The organism is Gordonia sp. VNK1, from assembly GCF_040049135.1.
GTDB lineage: Bacteria > Actinomycetota > Actinomycetes > Mycobacteriales > Mycobacteriaceae > Gordonia > Gordonia oleivorans.
In genome coordinates this window covers 36,755-58,605 of sequence record NZ_JBDZDJ010000009.1, presented here as the reverse complement: position 1 = coordinate 58,605, position 21,851 = coordinate 36,755, and the positions used below count along the sequence as shown (strand labels likewise).

Genomic DNA, 21,851 nt, shown 5'->3' with positions numbered 1-21,851 from the left:
CATCCACCTCCGTGCGTTCGTCGTCACTTGTGCGTTGTCGTCACCGATCGGCAATCGGCCCCCCAGGATACGAGGGCAGGCCGACAGGGGACCGCACAACGGACCCGAGTGCATCTTATGGGCTGGATCCCGGTCTTCGGCCATTCGGATGTGTCAGTTACATATCAACGATCGACGGCAACGCGGGTTGCCGTGATCGTTCTCCGACGTCGACCGGGGTATTGCCGCTACTGGAAACGGACGGTGATGTCGGAGTGTCCGACGCGGATGCGATCGCCGTCGGCGAGCTCCCAGCTGTTGACCTGAACGTCGTTGACGGTGGTGCCGTTGGTGGAGTTGAGGTCGGTCAGCATCGCGGTGCTGCCGTCCCAGCGGATCTCCAGGTGACGACGCGACACGCCGGTGTCGGGGAGACGGAACTGGGCGTCCTGGCCGCGGCCGACGACGTTGGAGCCCTCCCGCAGCTGGAAAGTCCGGTTGCTGCCGTCCTCGAGCAGAAGGGTGATCGCGGTCGGCGCGTAGCCGGCGGCCGGGCGTCCGTAGCCCTGGTCGTATCCGTAGCCACCTTGCTGGCCGTAGCCGCCCTGCTCGTACCCCTGCTGGGCGTAACCCTGGTCGTAGCCACCCTGCTGGCCGTAGCCCTGCTGGTCGTATCCGTAGCCGCCCTGCTGGCCGTAGCCGCCCTGGTCGTAGCCCTGCTGGCCGTAACCCGGCTGAGGCTGCGCGTAACCCTGGTCGTAACCGCCCTGCTGGCCGTAGCCGCCCTGGTCGTACCCCTGCTGCTCATAGCCCTGCTGGCCGTAACCCGGCTGCGAGCCGTATCCGGGCTGCGACGCGTGGCCCGGCTGCTGGCCGTAGCCGGCCTGGTCGTAGCCCTGCTGACCGTAGGCCTGCGGGTCGTAGCCGCCCTGCTGGCCGTACCCCTGCTGGTCGTAGCCCTGGTAGTCATACCCGCCCTGCTGGCCGTAGCCGCCCTGGTCATAGGCCGGATCCGGGCCCCTGCGCTGGTCGTATCCGGGGTTCTGGGTCATTTCTGGGGCTCCTACTTCTCGGGCCGCACCGTCGGGATGCGGTTGTGACTGGGGACGTGGCGCGGGGCCTCCCGTCGCCGGCCGGGGCCGGGCGTCCGGGTTGACCGTGCCGCGCGCACGAAAGATACCTGTATGCAACGAGGGCGATTGATCGAACTCGACGACCACCTCACCGTATGTCTGCCACCCGTTGTCTTTGACGTAGTTCTCCAGATGCTTGGAGAAACGTTTGCGATTCAGTTCGTACTCGGCCGCGATGTGCTCGTGATCGGTCGGACTGAACAGCAAGGTGTAGCTGTTGGCGGCGAGAACGGTACCGCCGCCGAGATCTTCCAATGACTCCTCGGCTTCGCGCTGTAAGCCGCTCTCGATCTCCTGCGGAGCGACCTCGCCACCGAAGACGCGGGCGAAGCCGTCATCGACAGCTCCCTCGAGCTTGCGCTCGAAGCGTTGCAATATCCCCACCGTCGACCTCCCTTCGCGGCTGTTGTCTGGCGTGTCGCCGTGCGTATGGCCTTCATGGATGATACCGATACTGACGGCCAGGGCTGTCATCAAGCAACTGCAGTACCGTCCGCATCACGCGCACCACGGTGCCCGACGTCTCGCCCGTGTCCTGGAAATCATCCCTGACCAGCACTTTGACGTCCACCCCCGACATGCCCTCCGCTCGAATGACAATCCGCGGGATTCGGGTCGGACGGAACGATTTTTCTTTCCGGGTGGGGTGCGTGCTATCGTTCTCCAGGCCGTTGATCGAACCCAACGATCGATGGTCATGCCAGTCGAGAAATCGGCGGTCACGGGCGAGTGGCGGAATGGCAGACGCGCTGGCTTCAGGTGCCAGTGTCCTTCGGGACGTGGGGGTTCAAGTCCCCCTTCGCCCACCACGAGCGGTTCAGCTCACACACAACGCGGTCGGTTCTCACCGACGCGGTGGCTCTATCTTCACGCTTGCTTTGCAGTGACCGCGTGTATGCGGGAGCGCCGCGTCGACGAGAACCTCCCGCGTCAACGCTCGACGAGATCGACGCTTCTGCCGCTTCGCGCGGGTCCCGTTCGCTCACGCGGCGCCTGCCCACCCGCGCGGTCATTGCAAAGCAAGCGCGAGCACGGCAGCACCGCGTCGACGAGAACCACCCGCGCCGCCACGAAGTCCCGGGCCAACGACGCGAATCGCCGGATCAACCCACGACGATTGAGGCTGTGCGTCCACAGCTCGCGCGCAGAGGGCAAAGTGCGGAGTGCAGAGGGCAGAGTGCAGGCCACCCCGAAGGCGAACCGGTACGCCACTATCGCAGACCTCCCGTGCGCCGTCACGGAGGCCCGTTCGCGAACCGAGGTCAGCCGCCGTCGGGCGGTCAGGAGTGATCGTAGAACCCGCGGCCGGTCTTCTTGCCCAGCCGCCCGGCGCTGACCATGCGCTTCAGCAGCGGCGGCGGCGCGAGGTGCGGTTCGCGGAACTCCTGGTACAGCGATTCGGCGGTATCGAGGACGATGTCGAGTCCGACGGTGTCGCAGAGGGTGAACGGCCCCATCGGGTACGCGCAGCCGTTGTTCATGCCGGAGTCGATGTCTTCCATTGTCGCGTAACCGCTATCGAGCATGCGGATGGCATTGACAAGGTAGGGCACCAGAAGGGCGTTGACGACGAAGCCACCGCGGTCGCCGGCCTTTGCGTGGGTCTGCGGCGTGCACGCCACCCAGTTCCGCTCGCGGCGGTGCGCAGAACCTCGGCGTGGCAGTCGACGTCGGTGAACTCGGAGAAGGCCCGGCGATGGACGTGCCGGTGTATGCCGCTTCGTGCGGCCGCGGATCAGCGCCATGCGCCGACGGTAGACAGCGAGAGCGCAGCTGCGTTGGACCCGCGCGTGAAGCCGGTACGCCATACTGTGTGTCCGACGTGTATTTCGTTCTGTGGAGGTTCCCATGGCCGGCGGCCTCGTTGCTCTGCTCGACGACATCGCAACCCTGACGAAAGCGGCCGCGGCGTCGATCGACGACGTCAGCGCTGCTGCAGGTAGGGCCAGTGTCAAGGCGGCCGGCGTGGTCGTCGACGACACCGCCGTAACGCCACGGTATGTGGATGGTTTCACCCCGGACCGTGAGCTGCCGATCGTCCGGAAGATCGCCATCGGGTCGATCCGCAACAAGCTGCTGATCATTCTGCCGGTGGCGATGATCCTCAGTCAGTTCCTGCCCGCGGCGCTGCCGTATCTGCTGATCGCCGGTGGCCTGTTCCTGTGTTATGAAGGTGCCGAGAAGGTGTACGAGGCACTCGGCGGTGGGCACGGCCACGACGATCCCGACGCCGCCGAGCCGGCCGCGGAGAAGGGTCCGGAGTTCGAGAAGTCGATGGTCAACGGTGCGATTCGCACGGACCTCATCTTGTCGGCGGAGATCATGGTGATCTCGCTGTCGTCGGTCGAATCAGAACCGTTCCTGACGCGGCTGGTGGTGCTCATCATCGTGGCCATCCTCATCACGATCCTCGTGTACGGAGTGGTCGCAGTGATCGTCAAGATGGACGACGTCGGGCTGTCGCTGGCGCAGCGTGAATCCTCGGTGAGTCAGCGCATCGGACGAGGTCTGGTCAAGGCGATGCCGAAGATCATGTCCACGCTCACCGTCGTCGGCATCGCCGCCATGCTGTGGGTCGGCGGTCACATTCTGATCGTCAACGTCGGTGAGGCCGGATTCCACTGGCCGGCCGACCGTCTACACGACATCGAGCATTGGTTCGAAGAACTCGCCCACGGATTCGGCGGCGTGCTGAGTTGGACGGCGGGGACGGTCGTCTCGGCGCTCGTCGGATTGGTGGTCGGTGCCGTCATCGTGGCGATCATGCACCTCGTTCCACGGCGCCGGCGCCGCCAGGCCAAAGACGTGGTCACCGATCCATCGGCGTGATCGACGTTCGGCCCCGCCGACCGTGGGGTCGTCCATCCCGCGGCTCCGTGTCGCAGCCATGCGGCTGACGTCCGCGACGAGACAACTCACAGCAGGAGTCAGCTTTCGGCGCCGCCCAGATGCTCACCGAAGAACGCGAACACGCGCTCGTACGCATCGGCGGTGGCCTGGGCGTCGTAACCGAATCCGACGATCCGGGCGATCGGCTGCCCGGGCATCTGATTGGCGAAGCTGTGCCCAACGCCCTTGTACACCTTGACGTCGTTGGGAATCCCCCTGCGGTCCAACGCTTTCGCGAGGCGCTTGCCGTTGCCGATGTTGAGCGGATCGCGGCTGCCGAAGCTCGCGACGATCGGGCACGCCCCCTCCACCAGCGTGTCGTAACGCGGAAGGATCGACGGATAGAACGGCGCCGACGCCCCAAAACCCCTCGGTGACACCAGAAGTGCGAATCCACCGCCCATGCAGAAGCCGGCGACGCCGATCTGTCCGGTGCAGTCGTCGGTCATGTCGGCGAGATGATCACGGGCGGCAAGGATGTCGTCGACGGACCGGCCGTTGCCGGCGATCAGATCCCGCATCACCGACCGTATGCACCGCGCGCGTCCGCCCCGCGAATACATATCCGGCGCGATGGCCAGATAGCCGGCATCGGCGAAACGCCGGGCGGTGTCGCGCAGGTCGTCGGTGACACCGAGGGCGTCGTGCACGATCACCACGCCGGGCCACGGACCGGGCGTCGACGGTGTCGCCAGCACCGCGTCGATGCTGCCGTTCGGCGTGGTCACCTGTGTGTCGGGCATGCCTTCTCCCACTCCGCTGAGGACTTGGTCAGTGCTCGCCGATCGTAATCGACATGGATGCACGGTCGGCGTGCTTTGCGGGACCGCCGGCGCCGCGATGCGACACACTCTTCATCGGAGCGCCTGGCGCGTGCCTCCCTGCGACATCAGTGCATCCCTGTCCACCAACCCATCCCGCGCATCGGGCAATCGCCGTGGTCGTTCGACCGCAGTAGCCGAACATCGTGCCGCCGGATTCGCTGATAGCTTCCCCGCATGGCCGCCCTTCACATCGACCAACCCACACCCGAGTCCCTGCGTCAACGGTGCCAAAGCCTGGCCATGCTGGACGCCGTGCTGGGCGCGAGCGCTGGGACCTCACGTTTCAGTGGACCAATCGACTACCTCGAACGATGGCGCCCGGGTGCCGCGCTCGTTCGCTGGGATGCGCAGATGGGTGCGGAATTCTCGATCGTCTTCGACGACACCGGTGTCTTCGTCCGGGGATTCGACCGCGACTCGTCCCACAATCCGTTCTGGGAGGGCAGGGAGAACGAGAGCATCGTTCCCGCAGTCCTCGAGGCCCTTCCCGCGCAGTTCGCCGGCTACCTCACCGATCCGGACGTTGATTCCTCACAGCGGTACGTGCCCGCAGAACAGCGAGTCCCGAACGTCACGGTCTGCAGCTGGTGGCTCGCCGGCACCCGTCGCTGGCAAGGCCTCGGAGATGAGTACCTCGACAGCTGGGACGACCCGTTCCGCGATGTCACCGACGACGACGAGGAAGTGGTCCAGGACTACCTCGACGTCCACTCGGCCGAGGTGGATCCGGACGTCGCGCTGCAGATCCTGAACCGAAAGCCGCTGACGTCGAGTCTCATTCGAGAGGTCAACCCCGATGCCGACATCGACGCGGTCTTCGCGGCGTGCATCGTCATCGGGTATCCGAGCTGAGATCGGATGGTCGTGGTGTCCCACGTGTTCCACGAGGCCACGGCGATATCGGTCACCACACGAGACAACACCACGCACCGCGGCCGCTTCGATCACCCCGAGATTTAGGAGTGCCTCACCTATAGTCTGACTTGACAGATATCGATAAGTCAGCGGAACCACCAGGTGGTGCACGTGAGCGTCGACACCGCGGAACCTGCGGCGCGGCCATCCGCGCCCTCATCCCCGGGCGCCCGGCTGGGATCGCTGTCGCATGCGGCGATCCTGCTCATCCTGATCGGCGTCGCGGTCGGCCTCACGTTCGTCGGCTTCTTCGTCGGATCCGCACGGTGCTCGACGCCCCGACCAACCCCGAAGGCTCCCAAAGCCATCCGACACCGAGCACCGCACCACGAATCACCCTCGAGGGGGTCGGTTTTCACTACGGCGATCCCGAGCAGCCGGTCATCGACAACCTCGACCTGGTCATCGAACCCGGATCCACGACGGCCATCGTCGGACCGTCCGGTTCCGGTAAGTCGACGATCCTCGGCCTGATCGCCGGCCTGTATCAGCCGACGTCGGGCCGGATCCTGTTCGACGACGTCGACGCCGCCGACCTCGATCACGATGCGCGGCAGGCACTGTCCAGTGTGGTCTTCCAACGTCCCTATCTGATCGAGGGAAGCATCTCGGCGAACATCAACGCCGGTGACCCAGCAGCTGATGGTGCCGCGGTCGACGCCGCGGCGCGACTCTCGCGGGTTGACGAGATCGTCGGCCGCCTACCCGACGGCGCGGAATCGGCAGTGGGGGAGGGCGGTTCGGTGCTCTCCGGCGGGGAGCGTCAACGCATCAGCATCGCCCGTGCGCTCCTCAAACCGGCGCCGGTCCTGCTCATCGACGAGGCCACGAGCGCACTCGACAACGAGAACGAACGAGCCGTCGTCGACGCGTTGTCGGCGGAGGACCGTCCCCGCACGCGGGTGATTGTCGCCCACCGACAAGCCGGAATCCGCCACGCCGACCGGGTGGTCGTCCTCGACCGGGGCCGCATCATCGAGGACGGTTCCCCCACCGAACTCCTCGCCGCCGGTGGCCTTTTCGCCCGCTTCGCCGAACACCAAGCCGCCGCGACACGCTGGAAACTCACCGACGCCACAACCTGAGCGCCGCCGACGTCGCTCCCGTTGGTCGACCAACCCGCGCTGGTCGAGCCGTCCCCACCCGCTGGCGAGCCGTCCCCACCCGCTGGTCGAGCCGCCTCGTGCGAGCTTGCGAGCCCGTGGCGTGTCCGCCGGGCCGAGCTTGTCGAGGTCGAGACCTCCGCAACGCGACAGCGAAACCAGCCAACCGCCAACCGAACACAGCTCAGCCGACAGTGACAGCATTCACCCCCAACCGATTCCGCGTCGGAGAAAGTTGTCGGTGGCCGTCGCTACACTTGACTCAGTTCAGTTGATCCGACCGAGCAGAGGAGGTGATCATTATGGCCACCAACACAATTGCCAGCTGCAAGGCGCCAGAACTGTCGATGACCCCCGACGACGCCGCCATGATCGATCACCTCCCCGCCGAAGCCGCCACCGCACTCGCCCGATCGTTGCAACGCCTTGAACGACAGGTCATCGCACGGAAAGTGTTGTCCGCGGCGCGGATCGGGCAGAGCGTCTTCCTCGACATGCTGACCTCGGGTCACGAAATCAAACTGCCACACCGACGACGGCGCCGACAAAGCCGCCACCAGCAAGATATCGACTGCCCTTGGGGTATCGGTCGCCAAGGCGAAAGCGTGGATGGCACTGAGCTCGGCGCTGTCGACGCTCCCGACGGTGACCGCAGCGTTCCTCGACGGTGACCACTCGTTGGAACGCATCCGCATCATCGCCGACGAGATCGTCGTCCTCTCCGACGACGACGTCCGCGCCTTCGCCGAAACCCGGGCGTTGGAGAGCGCCGAACGTAATCAGGCCGATACGACCCTGCGGGATCAGGTCGTCGAGATGGTGATCGCGCTCGATCCCGACGGTGCCGCGGACCGACGAGAAGAAGCCGCCGAACGTGACCAGAACGTACGGGTCAGTCGAGACACCAACGGGCACTGCAGCATCTCCGTCTACGCGCCCGGCGAAATGGGTGCACACCTGGCGGCACGGATCGCGAAGATGATCAACGCCCGCATCTGCGCTCGTGATCCGCGTCGTCGCGGTCAGCAGCGGGTCGCGGCGTTCGCCGAGATCCAAGGATTGCCCGGCGCGCATCTGTCGTGTGAGTGCGGACTCGACGATTGCCCGCGCGCGGTTCCGTTGCCGGAGGAACCTGCCGATCTCGACCCCGCCGGCGATCTGCCCGACGATGTCGATGCTGATCGCGCTGCGCAACTGGACTTCTCCGAACTCGACACCACTGGCAACGACGCCGACGAAGAGTCCGAGAGCGGCACCGACGGCGAGGCGGACTCGGACGACGATACCGATGCGCAGTTGCTTCTGGATCTGGCCATCGATCCGGTCGGGCAGCGCGAAGCCCGGTTGGCGGGCTTTGGGGTGATCGATGATTCCCATGCCGCTCACCTGATCCGCTCGGGATTGGTCAAGGTGTTCGAGTTCCCCGGGCTGGAGATCCCCCGGACCGCCGGCATCGTCACCTCGTTGGATCGGGTGCCCGCAGCGTTGCGCCGCCCCGACATCCCGTTCCCCGCGACACCGATCGACCCGACCGGACACGGCGGCTACCTCACCCCACCGAAGGGTGCACTCACCTACCGGATACCAGCCTGGTTGCGGGAGAAGATCATCGAACTCGATGGCACCTGCCGGTACCCACATTGCGGCCGGCCGGCCAGTGAATGCCAGATCGATCACGTGGTGAAGTTCGTGCACCGCGATCCGAGAACCGGTGGCTGGACCGTGGAATTCAACCTGATGCCGTTGTGCACCGCGTGCCATCAGCGAAAACATATGGGGTTGTTGATCCCCACCATGCTCACCGATCGGGCTGTCATCTGGCGTGACCCGATCACCGGGGACACCATCACGACCTATCCGCGGTAGGCGGCTTGCTGTCGGGTGGTGCTGTGCTCAATCGAGTTCCAGCGTCGTGGTGCGAAGTCTCGAGGCTCGTCGCCCAGGGGCTCCTCGCACCTCGACCGGCGGGAGTCATGTTGCGCTGCAGTCGGTTTCCAGCGTCACGTTGTGTGGTCTCGACCTCGACGAGCTCGGCCCGGCGGACACGCCACGGGCCCGCAAGCTCGCACGAGGCGGCTCGACCGGCGGGAGGGGTGCTGCTGCGCTATGGTCGGCTTCCACCGTCAAGTTGCGAGGTCTCGACGCTCGCCGTTTCGACGGAGTTCAACGCAAGGCCCCATGGGCGCCTCGCTTCTCCGGCCTTTTCGCTGGTCGAGCCGTCGCGAGCCCCCAAGGGCGAGCGGCGTGTCGAGGCCTCCGCAACGTGCGCTGCGATCGGTGTCCAGCTCCATGTTGCGAGGTCTCGAGGCTCGTCGCCCTATGGGCTCCTCGCACCTCGACCGGCGAGGAGTCACGTTGCGCTGCAATCGGTTTCCAGTGGGTTGCGTGCCTTGACCTCGCCCGGTGGATGGGGTCGCCTTGTCGGATGGGTCGCCTCGACTGGCGTGATGGGTCACCTGGACCGAGAGAGCTCACCCCCGCCGCGCGGCCCACACCCGCTCGGTCTCCCTCTTCCCGATCACCTTGACCAGTGGGATCCGGTCGATCTGGTCGACCGTCAGGACCGACTCGGGTCGCCCGATCCGGGACAGGTCCGCCGGCGACGGTTGTCGCACGTCGGCGGCGGCCTCGCAGAAGTCCCAGCCGGTGATGCTGTCGTGTACCCAGGTCCGGTCGTCCTCGGCGCGTTGATGATCCTCGGATACGAACCAATTCGCCACCAGCACCGCAGAATCCGGCAGCAGTGTCCACATCTTGATCCGGTCGATCCGCGGACGGGCATCCGGGCGGGAGATCGCCAGCCAGTGCACCGACTCGTCGTCGCGATCCAGGATCTGCCAGTACCGCCATTTGATGTCCACCACACGGCCAGCGTATTCACCTCACCATCTGGCACCCTGACTCCCATGCCCCCGCACGTGCCCATCCCCGACAACCCGGTCATCTTCGAGATCAACACCTGGCCGTGGCTGACCGGACTCGCCGCGACACTGGGCCGGCCGGTCACCCTCGCCACCGTGCCGGACAGCGTCTGGGATTCCATCGCCGCCGGGCCCGTCGACGTCGTGTGGTTCATGGGAGTGTGGCAGCGCAGTCCGGCGGGTGTTGCGATCGCCCTCGCCGACGAGCCGCTCATGCAGTCCTTTCGCGCCGCCCTTCCCGACCTCACTGACGCCGACGTGGTCGGATCTCCGTACTGCATCCGGGACTACACCGTCGACGACCACCTCGGTGGCCCTGATGGTCTCGCCGCCGCCCGCCGCGCCCTCGCCGACCGGGGCATCGCCCTGCTCCTCGACTTCGTCCCCAACCACCTCGCGACCGACCACCACTGGACCGTCGATCACCCGGAACGCTTCATCGCCGGAACCGACGCCGACATCGACGCACATCCCACCGAGTTCGTCCGCGTCGCCGCCGACGTGCTGGCCAACGGCCGCGATCCCTACTTCGCACCCTGGCGAGACGTGGTGCAGATCAACGCCTTTGACCCCGGTGCCCGGGCAGGTGCCATCGACATCCTGCACCGTGTCGCCGATCAGTGCGACGGCGTGCGCTGTGACATGGCCATGTTGATGTGCACCGACATCTTCGCGCGGACGTGGTCGGGCCGGGCGGGCGAGACCCCCGCCACCGAGTATTGGACCGAGATCATCCCCGCCATCCGTGCCGATCATCCGGAGTTCCGGTTCATTGCCGAAGCCTATTGGGGCACAGAGGGATTACTCCGCTCGCAAGGGTTCGACCAGTGCTACGACAAGGCATTCACCGACGCCCTCGAACACCACCCACGTGACATCGCCCGCATCATCGCCGACGCCTCTGACCGCGACGGCAAGGTGCACTTCATCGAGAATCACGACGAACCACGAGCGCAGGCGGTATTCGGCCAACGTCACCGGACTGCGGCGATCACCGCGCTCACCCAGCCCGGCGCGCGGCTGATCTACGACGGTCAGGCCGACGGCCGCACCATCCGCCTGCCCGTCCAGCTGCGCCGCGAACCCGACCACACCCCCGACACCGAACTCCGGGAGTTCTACCGGCGACTTCTCACGATCCTGTCCGAAACAGTGCTGTACACAGGCGATTTCACCGCGCTGCAGGTTCTGGGCTGGCCCGATGATCCCCCCGGACCGGGATTGGCCGCCTGGTCATGGAGCGGAGAAGACGCCCGCTGGCTGTTCGTGGTGAACCTCGACGACGCGCCCGGAGCGGGTCGCGTGCAGACGGCGTGGCCAGACCTCGCCGGGACCGCGGCCACACTCGTCGACCCGATCCACGAAGAGTCATTCGACCGTCCTGCCGATCCCGATCAGAACATCTTCGTCATGCTCGCCCCCTGGGCCGCCCACGTCCTGCGCGTCGACATCGAGAGCTGACCTCAGCTCCACCAGACGGGCACTGCGCGAGCACTCAGCAAGCCCCCGGAACGGAACTGTGATGCCCACCACCACGTGGGTGTACAGTCGTGCACACAAGCCACGCCGAGGGGAGCCCGATGAACCTTCTCCGCTGGAGCAAGCGGCCCGCGGCAGACGTCAGTGCCAAGAAACCGCAGGTCAACATCGTGCGGGGGCTGGTCGCGCGCGCCACCACGCCGCTACTGCCGGACGACTATCTGCACCTGATCAACCCGCTGTGGTCGGCGCGGGAACTGCGGGGACGCATCGTCGACGTCCGCAAGGAAACCGACGTCTCGGCCACCGTCACCATCAAGACGGGCTGGGGATTCCCCGCCGACTACAAGGCCGGGCAATATGTCGGCATCGGACTGGAGGTCGACGGCCGCTGGCACTGGCGCTCGTACTCGCTGACCTCGTTCGGGACCAACACCGACGACACCATCTCCATCACGGTCAAGGCCAACCCCGACGGCTTCCTCTCCACCCACCTCGTCGACGGCGTCGCACCCGGCACCGTCATCCGGCTGGCCGCACCGAAGGGCGATTTCCACCTGCCGGACCCGGTGCCCGACTCGATCCTGTTCCTCACCGCCGGCAGCGGCATCACCCCGGTGATGGGCATGCTGCGTTCGATGCGGGCCCACGCGCAAAGCCCCGACGTCGTGCACATCCACTCCGCACCCACCCGCGACGAGGTCATCTTCCTCGACGAACTCACCGATCTGCACGAGCAGGTGCCCACCTACGAACTCCAACTCCAACTCACCCGCGAGGACGGCAAGTTCTCCCTCGCCGACATCGACGCCCAGGTCCCCGACTGGCGGGAACGGACCTGCTGGGCGTGCGGACCGGTGGCCTTCCTCGACGACGTCGAATCCACCTACGAGGACGCCGGACTGCGCGAGCAACTCCACATCGAACGATTCGCCATCGCGCGCACCGACGTCGGCGGCGAAGGTGGCACCGTCACCTTCGCGAAGTCCGGAAAGACTGCCGAGATCGACGGCGCCACAACCCTTCTGGAAGCCGGCGAGAACCTGGGGATCCAGATGCCGTTCGGCTGCCGGATGGGCATCTGCCAGACCTGCGTCGTCCCGCTGGCGCAAGGGTATGCCCGCGACCTGCGCAACGGCGAGGAACGCCGCGAAGGGGAGCGCGTGCAGACCTGCGTCAGCTCCGTGTCGGGGGAGTGCACCCTCGACCTGTAGACCTCACCCGAGGGTGACGGTCCAGCCCACGGCCGTCGCGCCTCATCGTCCACCGAACCACACCCGAGGAGTCACATGGCGATCACCGACATCGACGAATACGCCCACCTCACCGAGGCCGACGTGGAAGCACTCGGCGCCGAACTCGACGCCATCCGCCGCGACATCGAGGAGTCCCGCGGCGACGCCGATGCGCGATACATCAAACGCATCATCACCATTCAACGATCTCTCGCCGCCGGCGGGCGGGTCGCCCTGCTGTTCAGCAACCGGAAACCGGCCTGGCTGCTGGGCACCGCGATGCTCGGCGTCGCCAAGATCGTCGAGAACATGGAACTCGGCCACAACGTCATGCACGGCCAATGGGATTGGATGAACGACCCCGAGATCCACTCGTCGTCGTGGGAATGGGACACCACCTGCCCGAGCGTGCAGTGGAAACACTCGCACAACTTCGTCCACCACAAGTACACCAACGTGGTCGGCATGGACGACGACGTGGGCTACGGCATCCTGCGCGTCACCCGCGATCAGCCGTGGGAATGGTGGAACATCGGCAACCCGATCTACAACCTGACCCTCGGCACGTTCTTCGAATACGGTGTGGCACTGCATCATCTGGAGACGCAGAAGCTGCGCAACAAGGAGAAGAGCTGGCGGCAGGCGGCCAAGGACCTGCGCATCATCGGACGCAAGGTCGGCAAGCAGGCCGCCAAGGACTACCTGATCTTCCCGGCACTGTCCGGGCCGAACTGGCGCACCACCATCACCGCGAACTTCACCGCCAACATCATCCGCAACTACTGGTCGTACATGGTGATCTTCTGTGGTCACTTCCCCGACGGCGCCGAGAAATTCACCGTCGCCGAGTACGAGGAAGAGGATCAGCCGCGCTGGTATCTGCGACAGATGTTGGGATCGGCCAACTTCCGGGCCGGCACCCTGATGCGGTTCATGAGCGGCAACCTCAGTCATCAGATCGAGCATCACCTGTTCCCGGACCTGCCGAGCAATCGGTACGAGGAGATCGGTGTGCGGGTGCGGGAACTGTGCGACAAGTACGACCTGCCCTACACCACCGGAAGTCTGCTGCATCAGTACGGCCAGTCGTTCCGCACGATCCTCAAACTCGCCCTGCCCAACGCGTTGCTCAAGGCGACGTCCGACGACGCCCCGGAAACCGCGTCGGAGTTGCGTTTCGCCGTACTCGACGGGATGAAACTGCACTTCGGTGTCGATCCGGACACCGGAAAGCGGCGCGGACTGCGAACGGCGTTGCGCGAATTGAAGAATGCTCCGTTGCACAGCACGCCGACATAACCTGGGGTGATGATCACCGGCGCCCACGTCGTCATCTCCAGCACCGACGCCGAGGCCGATCGCGCGTTCCTGCGTGACGTCCTCGGCTGGTCTCACGTCGACGCCGGCGGCGGATGGCTGATCTTCGCGCTGCCACCGGCCGAGGTCGCGGTGCATCCCGCCGAGTCGGCCGCCCACGAGCTCTATCTGATGTGCGACGACGTCGAGGCCACGATCACCGATCTCGCCGGCAAGGGCGTCACCTGCGGTCCGGTCAGCGATCAGGGCTGGGGATTGCTCACCGGTATCCCGCTGCCCGGCGGTGGGACGGTCGGACTCTACGAGCCGCGGCATCCGACCGCCGCCCATCCCTGATCGGGCCCGGGACCGGCAGCGTTCGTTGACGGGCGAGCTCACAACATGTGCACCTTGCGGTAGATCTTCGCCGCCGCCGGGGTGAGCAGCCCCACCTCGTCGAGGAACTCCATCAGGTGCGCACACCCGGTGCGCACCATCGACTGGAAGTGATGATTGCGGCGCATCTCGGCGATCGCCCGGTGATGGTCTAGGCCGGCATCCCTGTAGGCCTGCGGCCGAACCAGACTGGTGAAGATGTACGACGCGGACAGCGCGATGTAGAAGGCGCTCCACCGTCGGCGGATCGGGCCGACCTCACGCATCGCCACGCGCACCTGTTCACGCGCGAACTTCATGTGCCGGGACTCCTCGAGCACATGGATCTCGTTGACCGTGCGGATGAACGGCAGCACCCGTTCGTCGCGCATGCAGCCCCGCTGGAACACATCCAGGATCTCCTCGGCCACCAGGATGCCGGTGTAGGCGACCTCGTCGGACACCGTCGCCATGAAGAGCTTCCCGAACCGGCCCAGGCGAGGATGCGGTTTGTAGGACGTTCCGACCATCTTCTCGCTCGCCCTGGCGAACATGATCGAATGTCGGCACTCGTCGGCGATCTCGGTGAGTGCGAACTGGAACTCGGGCGTGTGATAGTCGCCGAGGTACTGATCGCGGATCACCACGGCCTGCAGCATCATCTCGAACCAGATGCCGATGGACATGATGGACGCGAACTCGTGGCGGGTGAGCGTGACGCGTTGGTCCTCGCTCAATTCGTCCCAGTAGGGCGTGCCGTAGAGCGTGGACCATTCCGGGCTGCAGCCGTACTTGGTGGGGTCCATCGGAGCCGACCAGTCGATTTCGGTCATCGCGTTGCGTGACAACCGCGCGGCCGAGTCCAGGAGCCGGGCGGAGACCTCGTCGGGACCGATGTCCACTCGGGACGTGGGAGTGACAGTCATCCCGCAATGACACCACCAACCGTGCCATTGGTCAATGGCGAAGAATGATCCGGTCTTCCCGTCCGATTATCGGCGGCCGACGGTCAGCGGCCGGTAGGTGCCGAGAGCCAGCCCGATCACCGCGGCGATCCCCACCGCCGTCATGATCTGCCGAGGCTCCGGGTAGGAGGTCCCGACCAGGATCGCGCTGCTGATGACGGTGAACACCCACGCCAGCGCGCGCAACGCGATCGCACCGCGCGGCGCGGGAGTCGCCGCGTACGGATCGGGCAGCAGGGCACCGAGCCCGATCACGATGAGCACCGAGATGACGATGTCGCTGGGACGATGCCAGCCGTCGGCGATCAGGCCGAAGGTGATCACCGACGCCCACGTTCCGCCGAGCGCGATCACGAACGGCCGCAGCCACTTCGGTGCGGCCGCGACGAGGACGACCACACACGAGGTCACCGCGGCGGCGTGGCCGCTGGGTGCGGAGTTCGACGTCTCGAGGATCCAGTCATGCAATTGTGGGCGGATCAGCACGACGTCGCGCAACACGCGTGCGATCACGGCGATGAGCAGGGGAAAGAGCAGAAGCGTCGCGGTTGTCGCGATCGACCGGCCCCAGCGCACCCGCCCGGTGAGCGTCGGTAGCGACGAGCCGACGATCACCAGCACGGCAGCGGCGAACCACACCCGGACGTCGGTCACCACGGCCACCGTCACCGGATAGGGCACGTGCGCCACCGCCGACGACCGCCGCACCGCGTCGAGGACGTACTGGTCGACGATCTGTCCCCACGACGTCCACACGGCCACCCAGTAGACGGCCGCCGCGAGGGTGAGCGCGACCACCGCAATGCCGACGGCGCCCCACGGCCGTGACGGCGCGGCGGCGTCGTTGCGCGGTTCCGCCTCGGGGGGCGCGGCCAGGACACTCATATGTCCACGGTAGGTCAGGTTTCTGGGAAGAGGCTGGGCGACAGGCCGAGCGTCCGAGGGAGGCGTAGATCTCACCTCAAGAAACATGTTTCGTGTGAATCAACACCGCGGTAATGCTCGCGTAACGCCTCAGGGGTCTACTAACAGGCAACAAGTTTCCTCTAGTGATCCAAACCGGGTCGCAGACCGATGAAAAGGAGAACACCATGACCGTCGACGCCACGAGTGCACTGGCCTTCCGGGTCACCAGCGACGCCTGGACGAACCTGCCGAAGATGCCCGACGCAGACTACCCCGGTACCGAGGGCTTCATCGGCGACGTGTACGAGAATCCCGACGGCAGCGAGATGTGCTCGGGCTACTTCGAACTGCGCCACACCGACGCCCCCCTCTACTACGAATACGAGTACGACGAGATGAAGGTCGTGCTCGAGGGTGAGTTCCTGCTGGAGAACAAGGAAACCGGTCAGAAGACCGTCGCCAAGGCCAAGGACGCCATCTTCTTCCCCAAGGGCTCCAAGATCTACTTCTCCACCCCGAGCTACGCGCTGGCCTTCTACGCCGGACACCGCGACTCCACCCTGCTCTGAACCATGACCTCCGAGCTCTCCGCCGGCACCGCCGCGCAACTCCCGTTCACCAGCCTGCCGGTGTGGGCGCGGCCCGCCCCGGATGACCCGCAGCGGGCGACGACCACGGGGCCGACCGTCACCGGCACGTCCTACGTGCTCGTGGGAGTGGGCGATGCCGCCCACGACGCGCAGGATCGCCGGGTTCCGGCGTTGCCTGCCCGGGCATCGATCAGCCGGATCCGAGCCGAGGATGCCGCAGACGCCGCCGAGCGCCTGCAGCAGGCGCTGGCGACCGCAACCGTCGGGGTGCGGGTGCTCATCGCCGGACCGGTCGGCGCGTGCCTCAAGGTGCGTGCCGCGGCGGTGGCGGCGGGACTCGAGGACGACGAGATCAGTGTCGACGTGGTCGGATCCGGGCCGATCGACGTGTTCTGCTCCCATTGCCGCACCGTCACCACCGCCGACGCCGGAATGGATGACCTCGTCGACTGCGCCGGATGTGGCCGAGAACTCCTCGTCTACTACCACGTGTCCCGGCGTAAGGGTGCCTTCCTCGGTTTCATGGCCGACGCCGAATCGATTCCGAACCCCACCACACCGACCTCCCAGGAGCTACCGGTATGACCACCGCCGCAGAACCTGCCGTGGACAGCCCGTCCCGCATGGCAGACGACGGCACCATGACGCTGACCGTCACCTCGATCACGCAGTCCGCGAGTGACATTCGGACGTTCACCTTCGCCGCCTCGGAGGGCGCGACGCTGCCGGGCTTTGTCCCCGGCAGCCATCTGGTGGTGCAGGCCGGCGAGCACGCCAACGCCTACAGCCTCGTCTCCGACGGCACCGCACCCACCGAGTACGCCATCTCGGTGCTGCGGGTCGCCGACGGCAACGGCGGATCACGGTGGATGCACGACGTCCTCGCCGAGGGCGACACCATCGCGGTTCACCTGCCGCGCAACGCCTTCGCGCCGATCGCCCGCGCTGCCAAACATCTGCTGATCGCCGGCGGTATCGGCATCACCCCGATGGTGTCGCATCTGCGGGCCGCCCGGCGGTGGCATCGCGCCACCCAGGTGCTCTACACCCACCGCGCCGACAACGCCGCCCACCTCGACGACATCACCGCGCTGACCGACGGTGCCTGCGAACTCTTCACCGCCCGAGACGCTTTCACCACCCGACTCGACGAAGTCCTCCGCGATCAGCCGATCGGCACCCACCTCTACGTCTGCGGCCCCGGCCCGATGATCGACGCCGTCGTCGACGCGGCCACTGCGGCCGGCTGGCCCGACTCCCGAATCCACTTCGAGCGCTTCGGCATCGACGCTCTCGATGCCGGCGATCCCTTCCGCGTGCACCTGTCGGGCAGCGACACCATCGTCGATGTGCCGTCCGGCACCAGCATGCTCACCGCGATCGAGAACGCCGGTGTCGCCGTTCCCAATCGATGCCGTCAGGGTGTGTGCGGCGAATGCCGCATCCCGCTGTCCGGCGGCACCCCGATCCACCGCGACCTGTACCTCACCGACGAGGAGAAGACCGCGGGAGACTGCGTGATGCCATGCGTCTCCCGTGCCGATGCCGGCGCCATCCTGGAGATCCCCCTGTGACCATCGAACTCACCGCACCCTCGGCCGCCACCGCGGAACTCATCGCCGGGTTCCCCTTTCCGTTCCCCGAGGACCGCTACCGCTACAGCACCAACGTGGAACCCGCCGGTGCGCCGACCACCACCCCGGCCGGCCAGTGGGGCGCCACCCTCGTCGACATCGACTCCGAGTACCACCACGAACTCCGTTCGCGCGCGGAGGTTCTCGCGTCCGACCCGACCCGCCACGCGATCCTGCCGCATATGGTGCCGGCCGCCTGGGACGCGATGCTGACGCTGATGCGGGAGCTGTCGACGGCCTACCCGGCCGAGATGCATCTGGACGCCACCGGTCCCGACACGTGGCACTGGCGCAATGATCTGCTCGGCATCGACCTCGACTTCACCTACGGCGACCCCGACACGCTGCCGGACGAACCGTTGCGCTACATCGCCTCCCAGGTGCAGGAGGACATCGCGCTGCTCGACCAGCGCGACGGACAGCTGTTCGTCGACGCCGGCGTGATCACCTTCGCCGCCGACTGGAGCTTCGGCTTCGACGTCGGGATGAGCTTCCTGGAGATCCACGGACCGGTGCCGCGGGTGAAGAAGCTCGGCGTCGTCACCCGCGCCCACGAATTCCTCAAGCGACTCCAACCGCACGAACCGTACCGTCGTACCAACTGGACGTTGACCATCGGACGCAGACTCGACGTGTCCACCGAGATCTATCCCGAGTGGGGCCCGGACCGCGAACGCATCCAGCACGTCGACGACGCCGAGTTCGGCAAGCTCGTCCACCTGCGCGTGGAGGTCCAGCACCTCATCCGCCTACCCGACTCGGGCGCGCTGATGTTCCTGATACGCACCTACATGCTCGCACTGGAAGACCTCGCCACCATCGAACCGTGGCGGCGTCGTGCCGCCGAGGTGATCGCCGAGTTGCCGGACGACATGGCCGATTACAAGGGCATCATCAAGTACCGGGAACGTGCCGCGGCATGGCTGCGCGCAGCCGCGCCGACCGTTCCCGCCGCCCAGGGTCTGCCGGACTGGCCGACCACACCACCCGCCGTCGACACCGACGCCGCGGCGTTCCTGATCGTCGCCGCCGGACACGACGACCACGCGTCGCACGTGGCGCGCACCTGGATCAACCAGGCATCCGAGGTCGGCCCGACCCGCATGCTCGTGCTCGATTCGCTTACCGACACCGCCGACGCGGACACCCTTCGGCAGGCGTTGGCGCAGGCCGTCACCGGAACCCGGTTCATGGTGACCGGTGGGCAGTTCGACGTGATGACGACGCTGGCCATCGCCCGTGCGGCCGGTGCGATCGCCGACGAACTCACCGCCTTCGTCACCCACACCGACGACCTGCCGATGTACTGCGCGCACTGCACCACCACCGCGCGCGTCGAGGGGCATCCCGGCGAGGTCGTCACTTGCCCGGGATGCGGGACGAGAGTCGAGATCCACGAGCATCATTCCTCCTCCCGCGGCAGCTTCCTCGCCTCCGCCGCCGAAGCCCGGGAACTGTCATGACCATCATCGACGAGCCCGGCCTGTCCGCCGAACTGCTCAATGGGCATCGGCACCCGGGCTATCGCACCGATGTCCGTCCGATGCGTGTCGTCGAGAAGCGCTCGCTGACAGCGGATATCACGCACTTCCGGTTCGTGCCGGCCGACGATCCGTCGACCGGAGCGGTCTCGCCGATGCTGACGCCGTTTCAGCCGGGAAGCCACGTCATCGTCTCCACCGGAGACGGACACCGCAACGCCTACTCTCTCGTCGACGACGGACTCTATCCCACCGACTACGGCATCTCGGTGCTCCGACGAGGAGCCGGCGGCGGCTCGGACTGGTTGCACGACACCATCTCCGAGGGTGACATCGTCGAGATCGAAGGTCCCCGTGCGATGTTCGCACCGATCCTCGATCAGCGTCACGCCCTATTGGTGGCCGGCGGCATCGGGATCACCCCGATCCTGTCGCACGCACGGGCCATCGCCCGCGATGCGGCGATCACCGGCGTCGGCGCCGAGATCATCTACTCGTATCGGCCGGGCGCGGCCGCCCACCTCGAGGACCTGCGCACACTGGCCGCACACGAGGCGATCACCCTCCACGAGGCGACCGGCGTCGAGGAGACGATCGCCACCCTGCGTGCACGACTTGCCGTGCAGCCCCTGGGCACCCACGCCTACGCCTGCGGTCCGGCGGCCCTGCTGGAGACCTATCAACTCCTCGCCACCGAGGCCGGATGGCCCGCGGCCCGCGTGCATCTGGAGCGATTCACCGCACCTGAACAGGATCCCGGCGACCCGTTCTCCGTGCGTGTGGCCTCCACCGGCGAGCGGATCGACGTTCCGTCGGGTGTCTCACTGCTGGAGAGGCTGCTCGAACACGATGTGGCCGTGCCCAATCTGTGCCGGCAGGGCGTGTGCGGCGAGTGCCGCATCACGGTCCGCTCCGGACCGATCCTGCACCGCGACTTCGTCCTCACCGACGAGGAGAAGGCCTGCGGCGACGCGATGATGAGCTGTGTGTCGCGCGCCGTTCCCACCACCGACACCACGACCGACTGCGATCTCGAGGTGGACCTATGACACTGACGACACCCGCCCGCACCGCCGAAGAGCTGACCCCGGCAGCGCAGCACTTCCTGTCCCAACCCGTCGATCATCTCGCCAACATCCCGTGGCCCTTCCCCGACGAACTCGAGGAGTTCTCCTACACCGTCAACGTCGAACCCGCACGCGTTCCACGACGCACCCGCGGCGGCGAGTGGGGCCGCAACCTGGTGGATCTCGGTGGGGCGGAATACCTCACGTACATGACCGAGCGTCGGCGGATTCTCGACGACGACCCGTCCCGGGCGCGCATCCGCCCGGGCATGGATGTGGCGTGCTGGGATCTGCTGCTCTACTACCTGCGCGACCTCGCGGCCGTCCACCCGGGCGTGATGCACCTCGAGGAGCTGCCCGGCCGCCGATTCCATTGGCGTAACGACCTTCTGGGCACCGATCAGGAGTTCGTGCTCGGCGACCTCACGACGCTGCCATATCACCCGATGGAGTTTCTGGCCCGTGAGGTACCCGACGATCTGCTGCTGATCGTCGAACGCGACGGCCGACTGTACTTCGACGCGGGCATTGTCACCTTCGCCGCCGCCTGGTCGGTGGCCTTCGACGTCGGCATGGACATGGATGAGATCCACGCTCCGGTACCGGGTCTGATCCGCAAGGGCATCGTCGCGCGTGCCGAGCAATTCCTCCGCCGACTCCCCGCCGACCAGGTGTATCGGCGCGTCAACTGGACGTTGTCGGCATCGGATTCACACCTTCTCGACGTCAGTCTCGAAAAGCTGCCGGCGTGGGGTCGTGATATCCCGCAGATGGTCGCCGACGGCGACTACTCCCGCGCCCGCCTGCGCATCGAACTCGAACACTTCGTGCGGCTGCCCACCTCCGGCGCGGTGACCTTCAACATCCGCACGTTCATGGCGTCGCTCGCCGACGTCCGGCGCATCCCGGAGTGGGCCGGGCAGCTGGCCACGGTCATCGAGAACCTCGACGACGACATCGCCGCCTACAAGGGATTTCTGGACTACCGCGACGACGTCGTCGCCTACCTCCGCGGGTAAACCACCCATCAGCGCAACTGCGTAACCACCTCTACTGCAA

General features: G+C 66.4%; 20 protein-coding genes, 1 tRNA gene and 2 pseudogenes. 15 read left to right on the top strand and 8 right to left on the bottom strand.

The genetic code is table 11. The features are described 5' to 3' along the window. Nucleotides 1–227 precede the first annotated feature (227 nt). Both ABLE94_RS13130 and ABLE94_RS13125 read right to left on the bottom strand, forming a co-directional pair. Nucleotides 228–1,496, bottom strand: a complete 1,269-nt coding sequence (locus tag ABLE94_RS13130; protein WP_348808952.1) for an FHA domain-containing protein — start codon at nucleotides 1,494–1,496, stop codon at nucleotides 228–230. Nucleotides 1,497–1,548: 52 nt separating this feature from the next. After that, nucleotides 1,549–1,797 carry a hypothetical protein gene (locus tag ABLE94_RS13125; RefSeq protein WP_348805398.1) on the bottom strand — a complete coding sequence of 83 codons (249 nt, stop codon included), beginning with the start codon at nucleotides 1,795–1,797 and terminating at the stop codon, nucleotides 1,549–1,551. Between the two features lie 38 nt (nucleotides 1,798–1,835). On the opposite strand from ABLE94_RS13125, the gene ABLE94_RS13120 reads away from it, so the two are divergent. Further along, a tRNA-Leu gene (locus ABLE94_RS13120) sits at nucleotides 1,836–1,921 on the top strand. Nucleotides 1,922–2,392: 471 nt separating this feature from the next. On the opposite strand, the pseudogene ABLE94_RS13115 reads toward ABLE94_RS13120, so the two are convergent. Beyond that, nucleotides 2,393–2,707, bottom strand: a pseudogene (locus ABLE94_RS13115) (3-hydroxyacyl-CoA dehydrogenase family protein); the annotation flags it as partial. 253 nt (nucleotides 2,708–2,960) lie between these two features. On the opposite strand from ABLE94_RS13115, the gene ABLE94_RS13110 reads away from it, so the two are divergent. After that, nucleotides 2,961–3,941 carry a DUF808 domain-containing protein gene (locus ABLE94_RS13110; RefSeq protein WP_348805389.1) on the top strand — a complete coding sequence of 327 codons (981 nt, stop codon included), beginning with the start codon at nucleotides 2,961–2,963 and terminating at the stop codon, nucleotides 3,939–3,941. 98 nt (nucleotides 3,942–4,039) lie between these two features. Here ABLE94_RS13110 and ABLE94_RS13105 read toward each other — a convergent pair whose 3' ends face one another. Beyond that, nucleotides 4,040–4,744 (bottom strand): dienelactone hydrolase family protein, encoded by a 705-nt coding sequence (locus ABLE94_RS13105; RefSeq protein ID WP_348808951.1) that lies wholly within the window; start codon nucleotides 4,742–4,744, stop codon nucleotides 4,040–4,042. 255 nt (nucleotides 4,745–4,999) lie between these two features. On the opposite strand from ABLE94_RS13105, the gene ABLE94_RS13100 reads away from it, so the two are divergent. Both ABLE94_RS13100 and ABLE94_RS13095 read left to right on the top strand, forming a co-directional pair. Next, entirely contained in the window at nucleotides 5,000–5,677 is a 678-nt protein-coding gene (locus ABLE94_RS13100; RefSeq protein ID WP_348805387.1) for a hypothetical protein, read from the top strand. Between the two features lie 302 nt (nucleotides 5,678–5,979). Next, nucleotides 5,980–6,825: pseudogene (locus ABLE94_RS13095) on the top strand (ABC transporter ATP-binding protein); the annotation flags it as partial. A gap of 269 nt (nucleotides 6,826–7,094) precedes the next feature. Here the strand turns inward: ABLE94_RS13095 and ABLE94_RS13090 are convergent. Next, on the bottom strand, nucleotides 7,095–7,439 hold the full coding sequence (locus ABLE94_RS13090; RefSeq protein WP_348805378.1) for a hypothetical protein: 345 nt from the start codon (nucleotides 7,437–7,439) through the stop codon (nucleotides 7,095–7,097). Between the two features lie 13 nt (nucleotides 7,440–7,452). Here ABLE94_RS13090 and ABLE94_RS13085 point away from each other — a divergent pair, with 13 nt between their 5' ends. Beyond that, nucleotides 7,453–8,709 (top strand): HNH endonuclease signature motif containing protein, encoded by a 1,257-nt coding sequence (locus tag ABLE94_RS13085; protein WP_425476197.1) that lies wholly within the window; start codon nucleotides 7,453–7,455, stop codon nucleotides 8,707–8,709. A gap of 605 nt (nucleotides 8,710–9,314) precedes the next feature. Here ABLE94_RS13085 and ABLE94_RS13080 read toward each other — a convergent pair. After that, a complete protein-coding gene (locus ABLE94_RS13080) occupies nucleotides 9,315–9,707 on the bottom strand; it encodes a hypothetical protein (RefSeq protein ID WP_348805377.1) in 393 nt (130 codons plus the stop codon). A gap of 42 nt (nucleotides 9,708–9,749) precedes the next feature. Between ABLE94_RS13080 and ABLE94_RS13075 the strand changes: the two genes are divergently transcribed. From ABLE94_RS13075 to ABLE94_RS13060, 4 genes are all read left to right on the top strand, one after another. Further along, nucleotides 9,750–11,225, top strand: a complete 1,476-nt coding sequence (locus tag ABLE94_RS13075) for an alpha-amylase family protein (RefSeq protein WP_348805376.1) — start codon at nucleotides 9,750–9,752, stop codon at nucleotides 11,223–11,225. A 119-nt stretch (nucleotides 11,226–11,344) separates the two neighbouring features. Further along, nucleotides 11,345–12,457, top strand: coding sequence for a ferredoxin reductase (locus ABLE94_RS13070; RefSeq protein ID WP_348805375.1), 1,113 nt, complete (start codon nucleotides 11,345–11,347; stop codon nucleotides 12,455–12,457). A 75-nt stretch (nucleotides 12,458–12,532) separates the two neighbouring features. Then, on the top strand, nucleotides 12,533–13,777 hold the full coding sequence (locus ABLE94_RS13065) for a fatty acid desaturase family protein (protein WP_348808950.1): 1,245 nt from the start codon (nucleotides 12,533–12,535) through the stop codon (nucleotides 13,775–13,777). 9 nt (nucleotides 13,778–13,786) lie between these two features. Then, a complete protein-coding gene (locus ABLE94_RS13060; protein ID WP_348805373.1) occupies nucleotides 13,787–14,131 on the top strand; it encodes a VOC family protein in 345 nt (114 codons plus the stop codon). Between the two features lie 38 nt (nucleotides 14,132–14,169). Here the strand turns inward: ABLE94_RS13060 and ABLE94_RS13055 are convergent, their stop codons facing one another. Next, nucleotides 14,170–15,075, bottom strand: a complete 906-nt coding sequence (locus tag ABLE94_RS13055) for an AurF N-oxygenase family protein (protein ID WP_348808949.1) — start codon at nucleotides 15,073–15,075, stop codon at nucleotides 14,170–14,172. A gap of 66 nt (nucleotides 15,076–15,141) precedes the next feature. Next, the gene (locus tag ABLE94_RS13050; RefSeq protein ID WP_348805371.1) at nucleotides 15,142–15,999 is read right to left on the bottom strand and encodes a phosphatase PAP2 family protein; all 858 of its coding nucleotides are present in this window, start codon (nucleotides 15,997–15,999) and stop codon (nucleotides 15,142–15,144) included. Between the two features lie 167 nt (nucleotides 16,000–16,166). Here ABLE94_RS13050 and ABLE94_RS13045 point away from each other — a divergent pair, with 167 nt between their 5' ends. From ABLE94_RS13045 to ABLE94_RS13020, 6 genes are read left to right on the top strand one after another with little or no spacing between them, the layout of a single operon-like run. Next, nucleotides 16,167–16,589: a EutQ-related cupin domain-containing protein gene (locus ABLE94_RS13045; RefSeq protein WP_348805509.1), complete on the top strand. Its 423-nt coding sequence runs from the start codon at nucleotides 16,167–16,169 to the stop codon at nucleotides 16,587–16,589. 3 nt (nucleotides 16,590–16,592) lie between these two features. After that, nucleotides 16,593–17,195: a dimethylamine monooxygenase subunit DmmA family protein gene (locus ABLE94_RS13040; protein ID WP_348808948.1), complete on the top strand. Its 603-nt coding sequence runs from the start codon at nucleotides 16,593–16,595 to the stop codon at nucleotides 17,193–17,195. Beyond that, nucleotides 17,192–18,184 carry a PDR/VanB family oxidoreductase gene (locus ABLE94_RS13035; RefSeq protein ID WP_348805369.1) on the top strand — a complete coding sequence of 331 codons (993 nt, stop codon included), beginning with the start codon at nucleotides 17,192–17,194 and terminating at the stop codon, nucleotides 18,182–18,184. The genes ABLE94_RS13040 and ABLE94_RS13035 overlap by 4 nt, the downstream gene beginning before the upstream one ends. Beyond that, complete coding sequence (locus ABLE94_RS13030) at nucleotides 18,181–19,707, top strand: heme-dependent oxidative N-demethylase subunit alpha family protein (protein WP_348805368.1); 1,527 nt, start codon at nucleotides 18,181–18,183, stop codon at nucleotides 19,705–19,707. Before ABLE94_RS13035 ends, ABLE94_RS13030 begins: the two co-directional genes overlap by 4 nt. Then, a complete protein-coding gene (locus ABLE94_RS13025) occupies nucleotides 19,704–20,774 on the top strand; it encodes a PDR/VanB family oxidoreductase (protein WP_348805367.1) in 1,071 nt (356 codons plus the stop codon). Before ABLE94_RS13030 ends, ABLE94_RS13025 begins: the two co-directional genes overlap by 4 nt. Further along, nucleotides 20,771–21,811: a heme-dependent oxidative N-demethylase family protein gene (locus ABLE94_RS13020; protein WP_348805366.1), complete on the top strand. Its 1,041-nt coding sequence runs from the start codon at nucleotides 20,771–20,773 to the stop codon at nucleotides 21,809–21,811. Before ABLE94_RS13025 ends, ABLE94_RS13020 begins: the two co-directional genes overlap by 4 nt. The last annotated feature ends 40 nt before the right edge of the window (nucleotides 21,812–21,851 follow it).

Excerpts from the sequence above, each read along its gene's own strand:
- ABLE94_RS13110 (WP_348805389.1), top strand. The coding sequence starts at position 2,961 with ATGGCCGGCGGCCTCGTTGCTCTGCTCGACGACATCGCAACCCTGACG.
- ABLE94_RS13105 (WP_348808951.1), bottom strand. The coding sequence starts at position 4,744 with ATGCCCGACACACAGGTGACCACGCCGAACGGCAGCATCGACGCGGTG.
- ABLE94_RS13100 (WP_348805387.1), top strand. The coding sequence starts at position 5,000 with ATGGCCGCCCTTCACATCGACCAACCCACACCCGAGTCCCTGCGTCAA.
- ABLE94_RS13085 (WP_425476197.1), top strand. The coding sequence starts at position 7,453 with ATGGCACTGAGCTCGGCGCTGTCGACGCTCCCGACGGTGACCGCAGCG.
- ABLE94_RS13075 (WP_348805376.1), top strand. The coding sequence starts at position 9,750 with ATGCCCCCGCACGTGCCCATCCCCGACAACCCGGTCATCTTCGAGATC.
- ABLE94_RS13070 (WP_348805375.1), top strand. The coding sequence starts at position 11,345 with ATGAACCTTCTCCGCTGGAGCAAGCGGCCCGCGGCAGACGTCAGTGCC.
- ABLE94_RS13065 (WP_348808950.1), top strand. The coding sequence starts at position 12,533 with ATGGCGATCACCGACATCGACGAATACGCCCACCTCACCGAGGCCGAC.
- ABLE94_RS13060 (WP_348805373.1), top strand. The coding sequence starts at position 13,787 with ATGATCACCGGCGCCCACGTCGTCATCTCCAGCACCGACGCCGAGGCC.
- ABLE94_RS13055 (WP_348808949.1), bottom strand. The coding sequence starts at position 15,075 with ATGACTGTCACTCCCACGTCCCGAGTGGACATCGGTCCCGACGAGGTC.
- ABLE94_RS13050 (WP_348805371.1), bottom strand. The coding sequence starts at position 15,999 with ATGAGTGTCCTGGCCGCGCCCCCCGAGGCGGAACCGCGCAACGACGCC.
- ABLE94_RS13040 (WP_348808948.1), top strand. The coding sequence starts at position 16,593 with ATGACCTCCGAGCTCTCCGCCGGCACCGCCGCGCAACTCCCGTTCACC.
- ABLE94_RS13035 (WP_348805369.1), top strand. The coding sequence starts at position 17,192 with ATGACCACCGCCGCAGAACCTGCCGTGGACAGCCCGTCCCGCATGGCA.
- ABLE94_RS13025 (WP_348805367.1), top strand. The coding sequence starts at position 19,704 with ATGACCATCATCGACGAGCCCGGCCTGTCCGCCGAACTGCTCAATGGG.
- ABLE94_RS13020 (WP_348805366.1), top strand. The coding sequence starts at position 20,771 with ATGACACTGACGACACCCGCCCGCACCGCCGAAGAGCTGACCCCGGCA.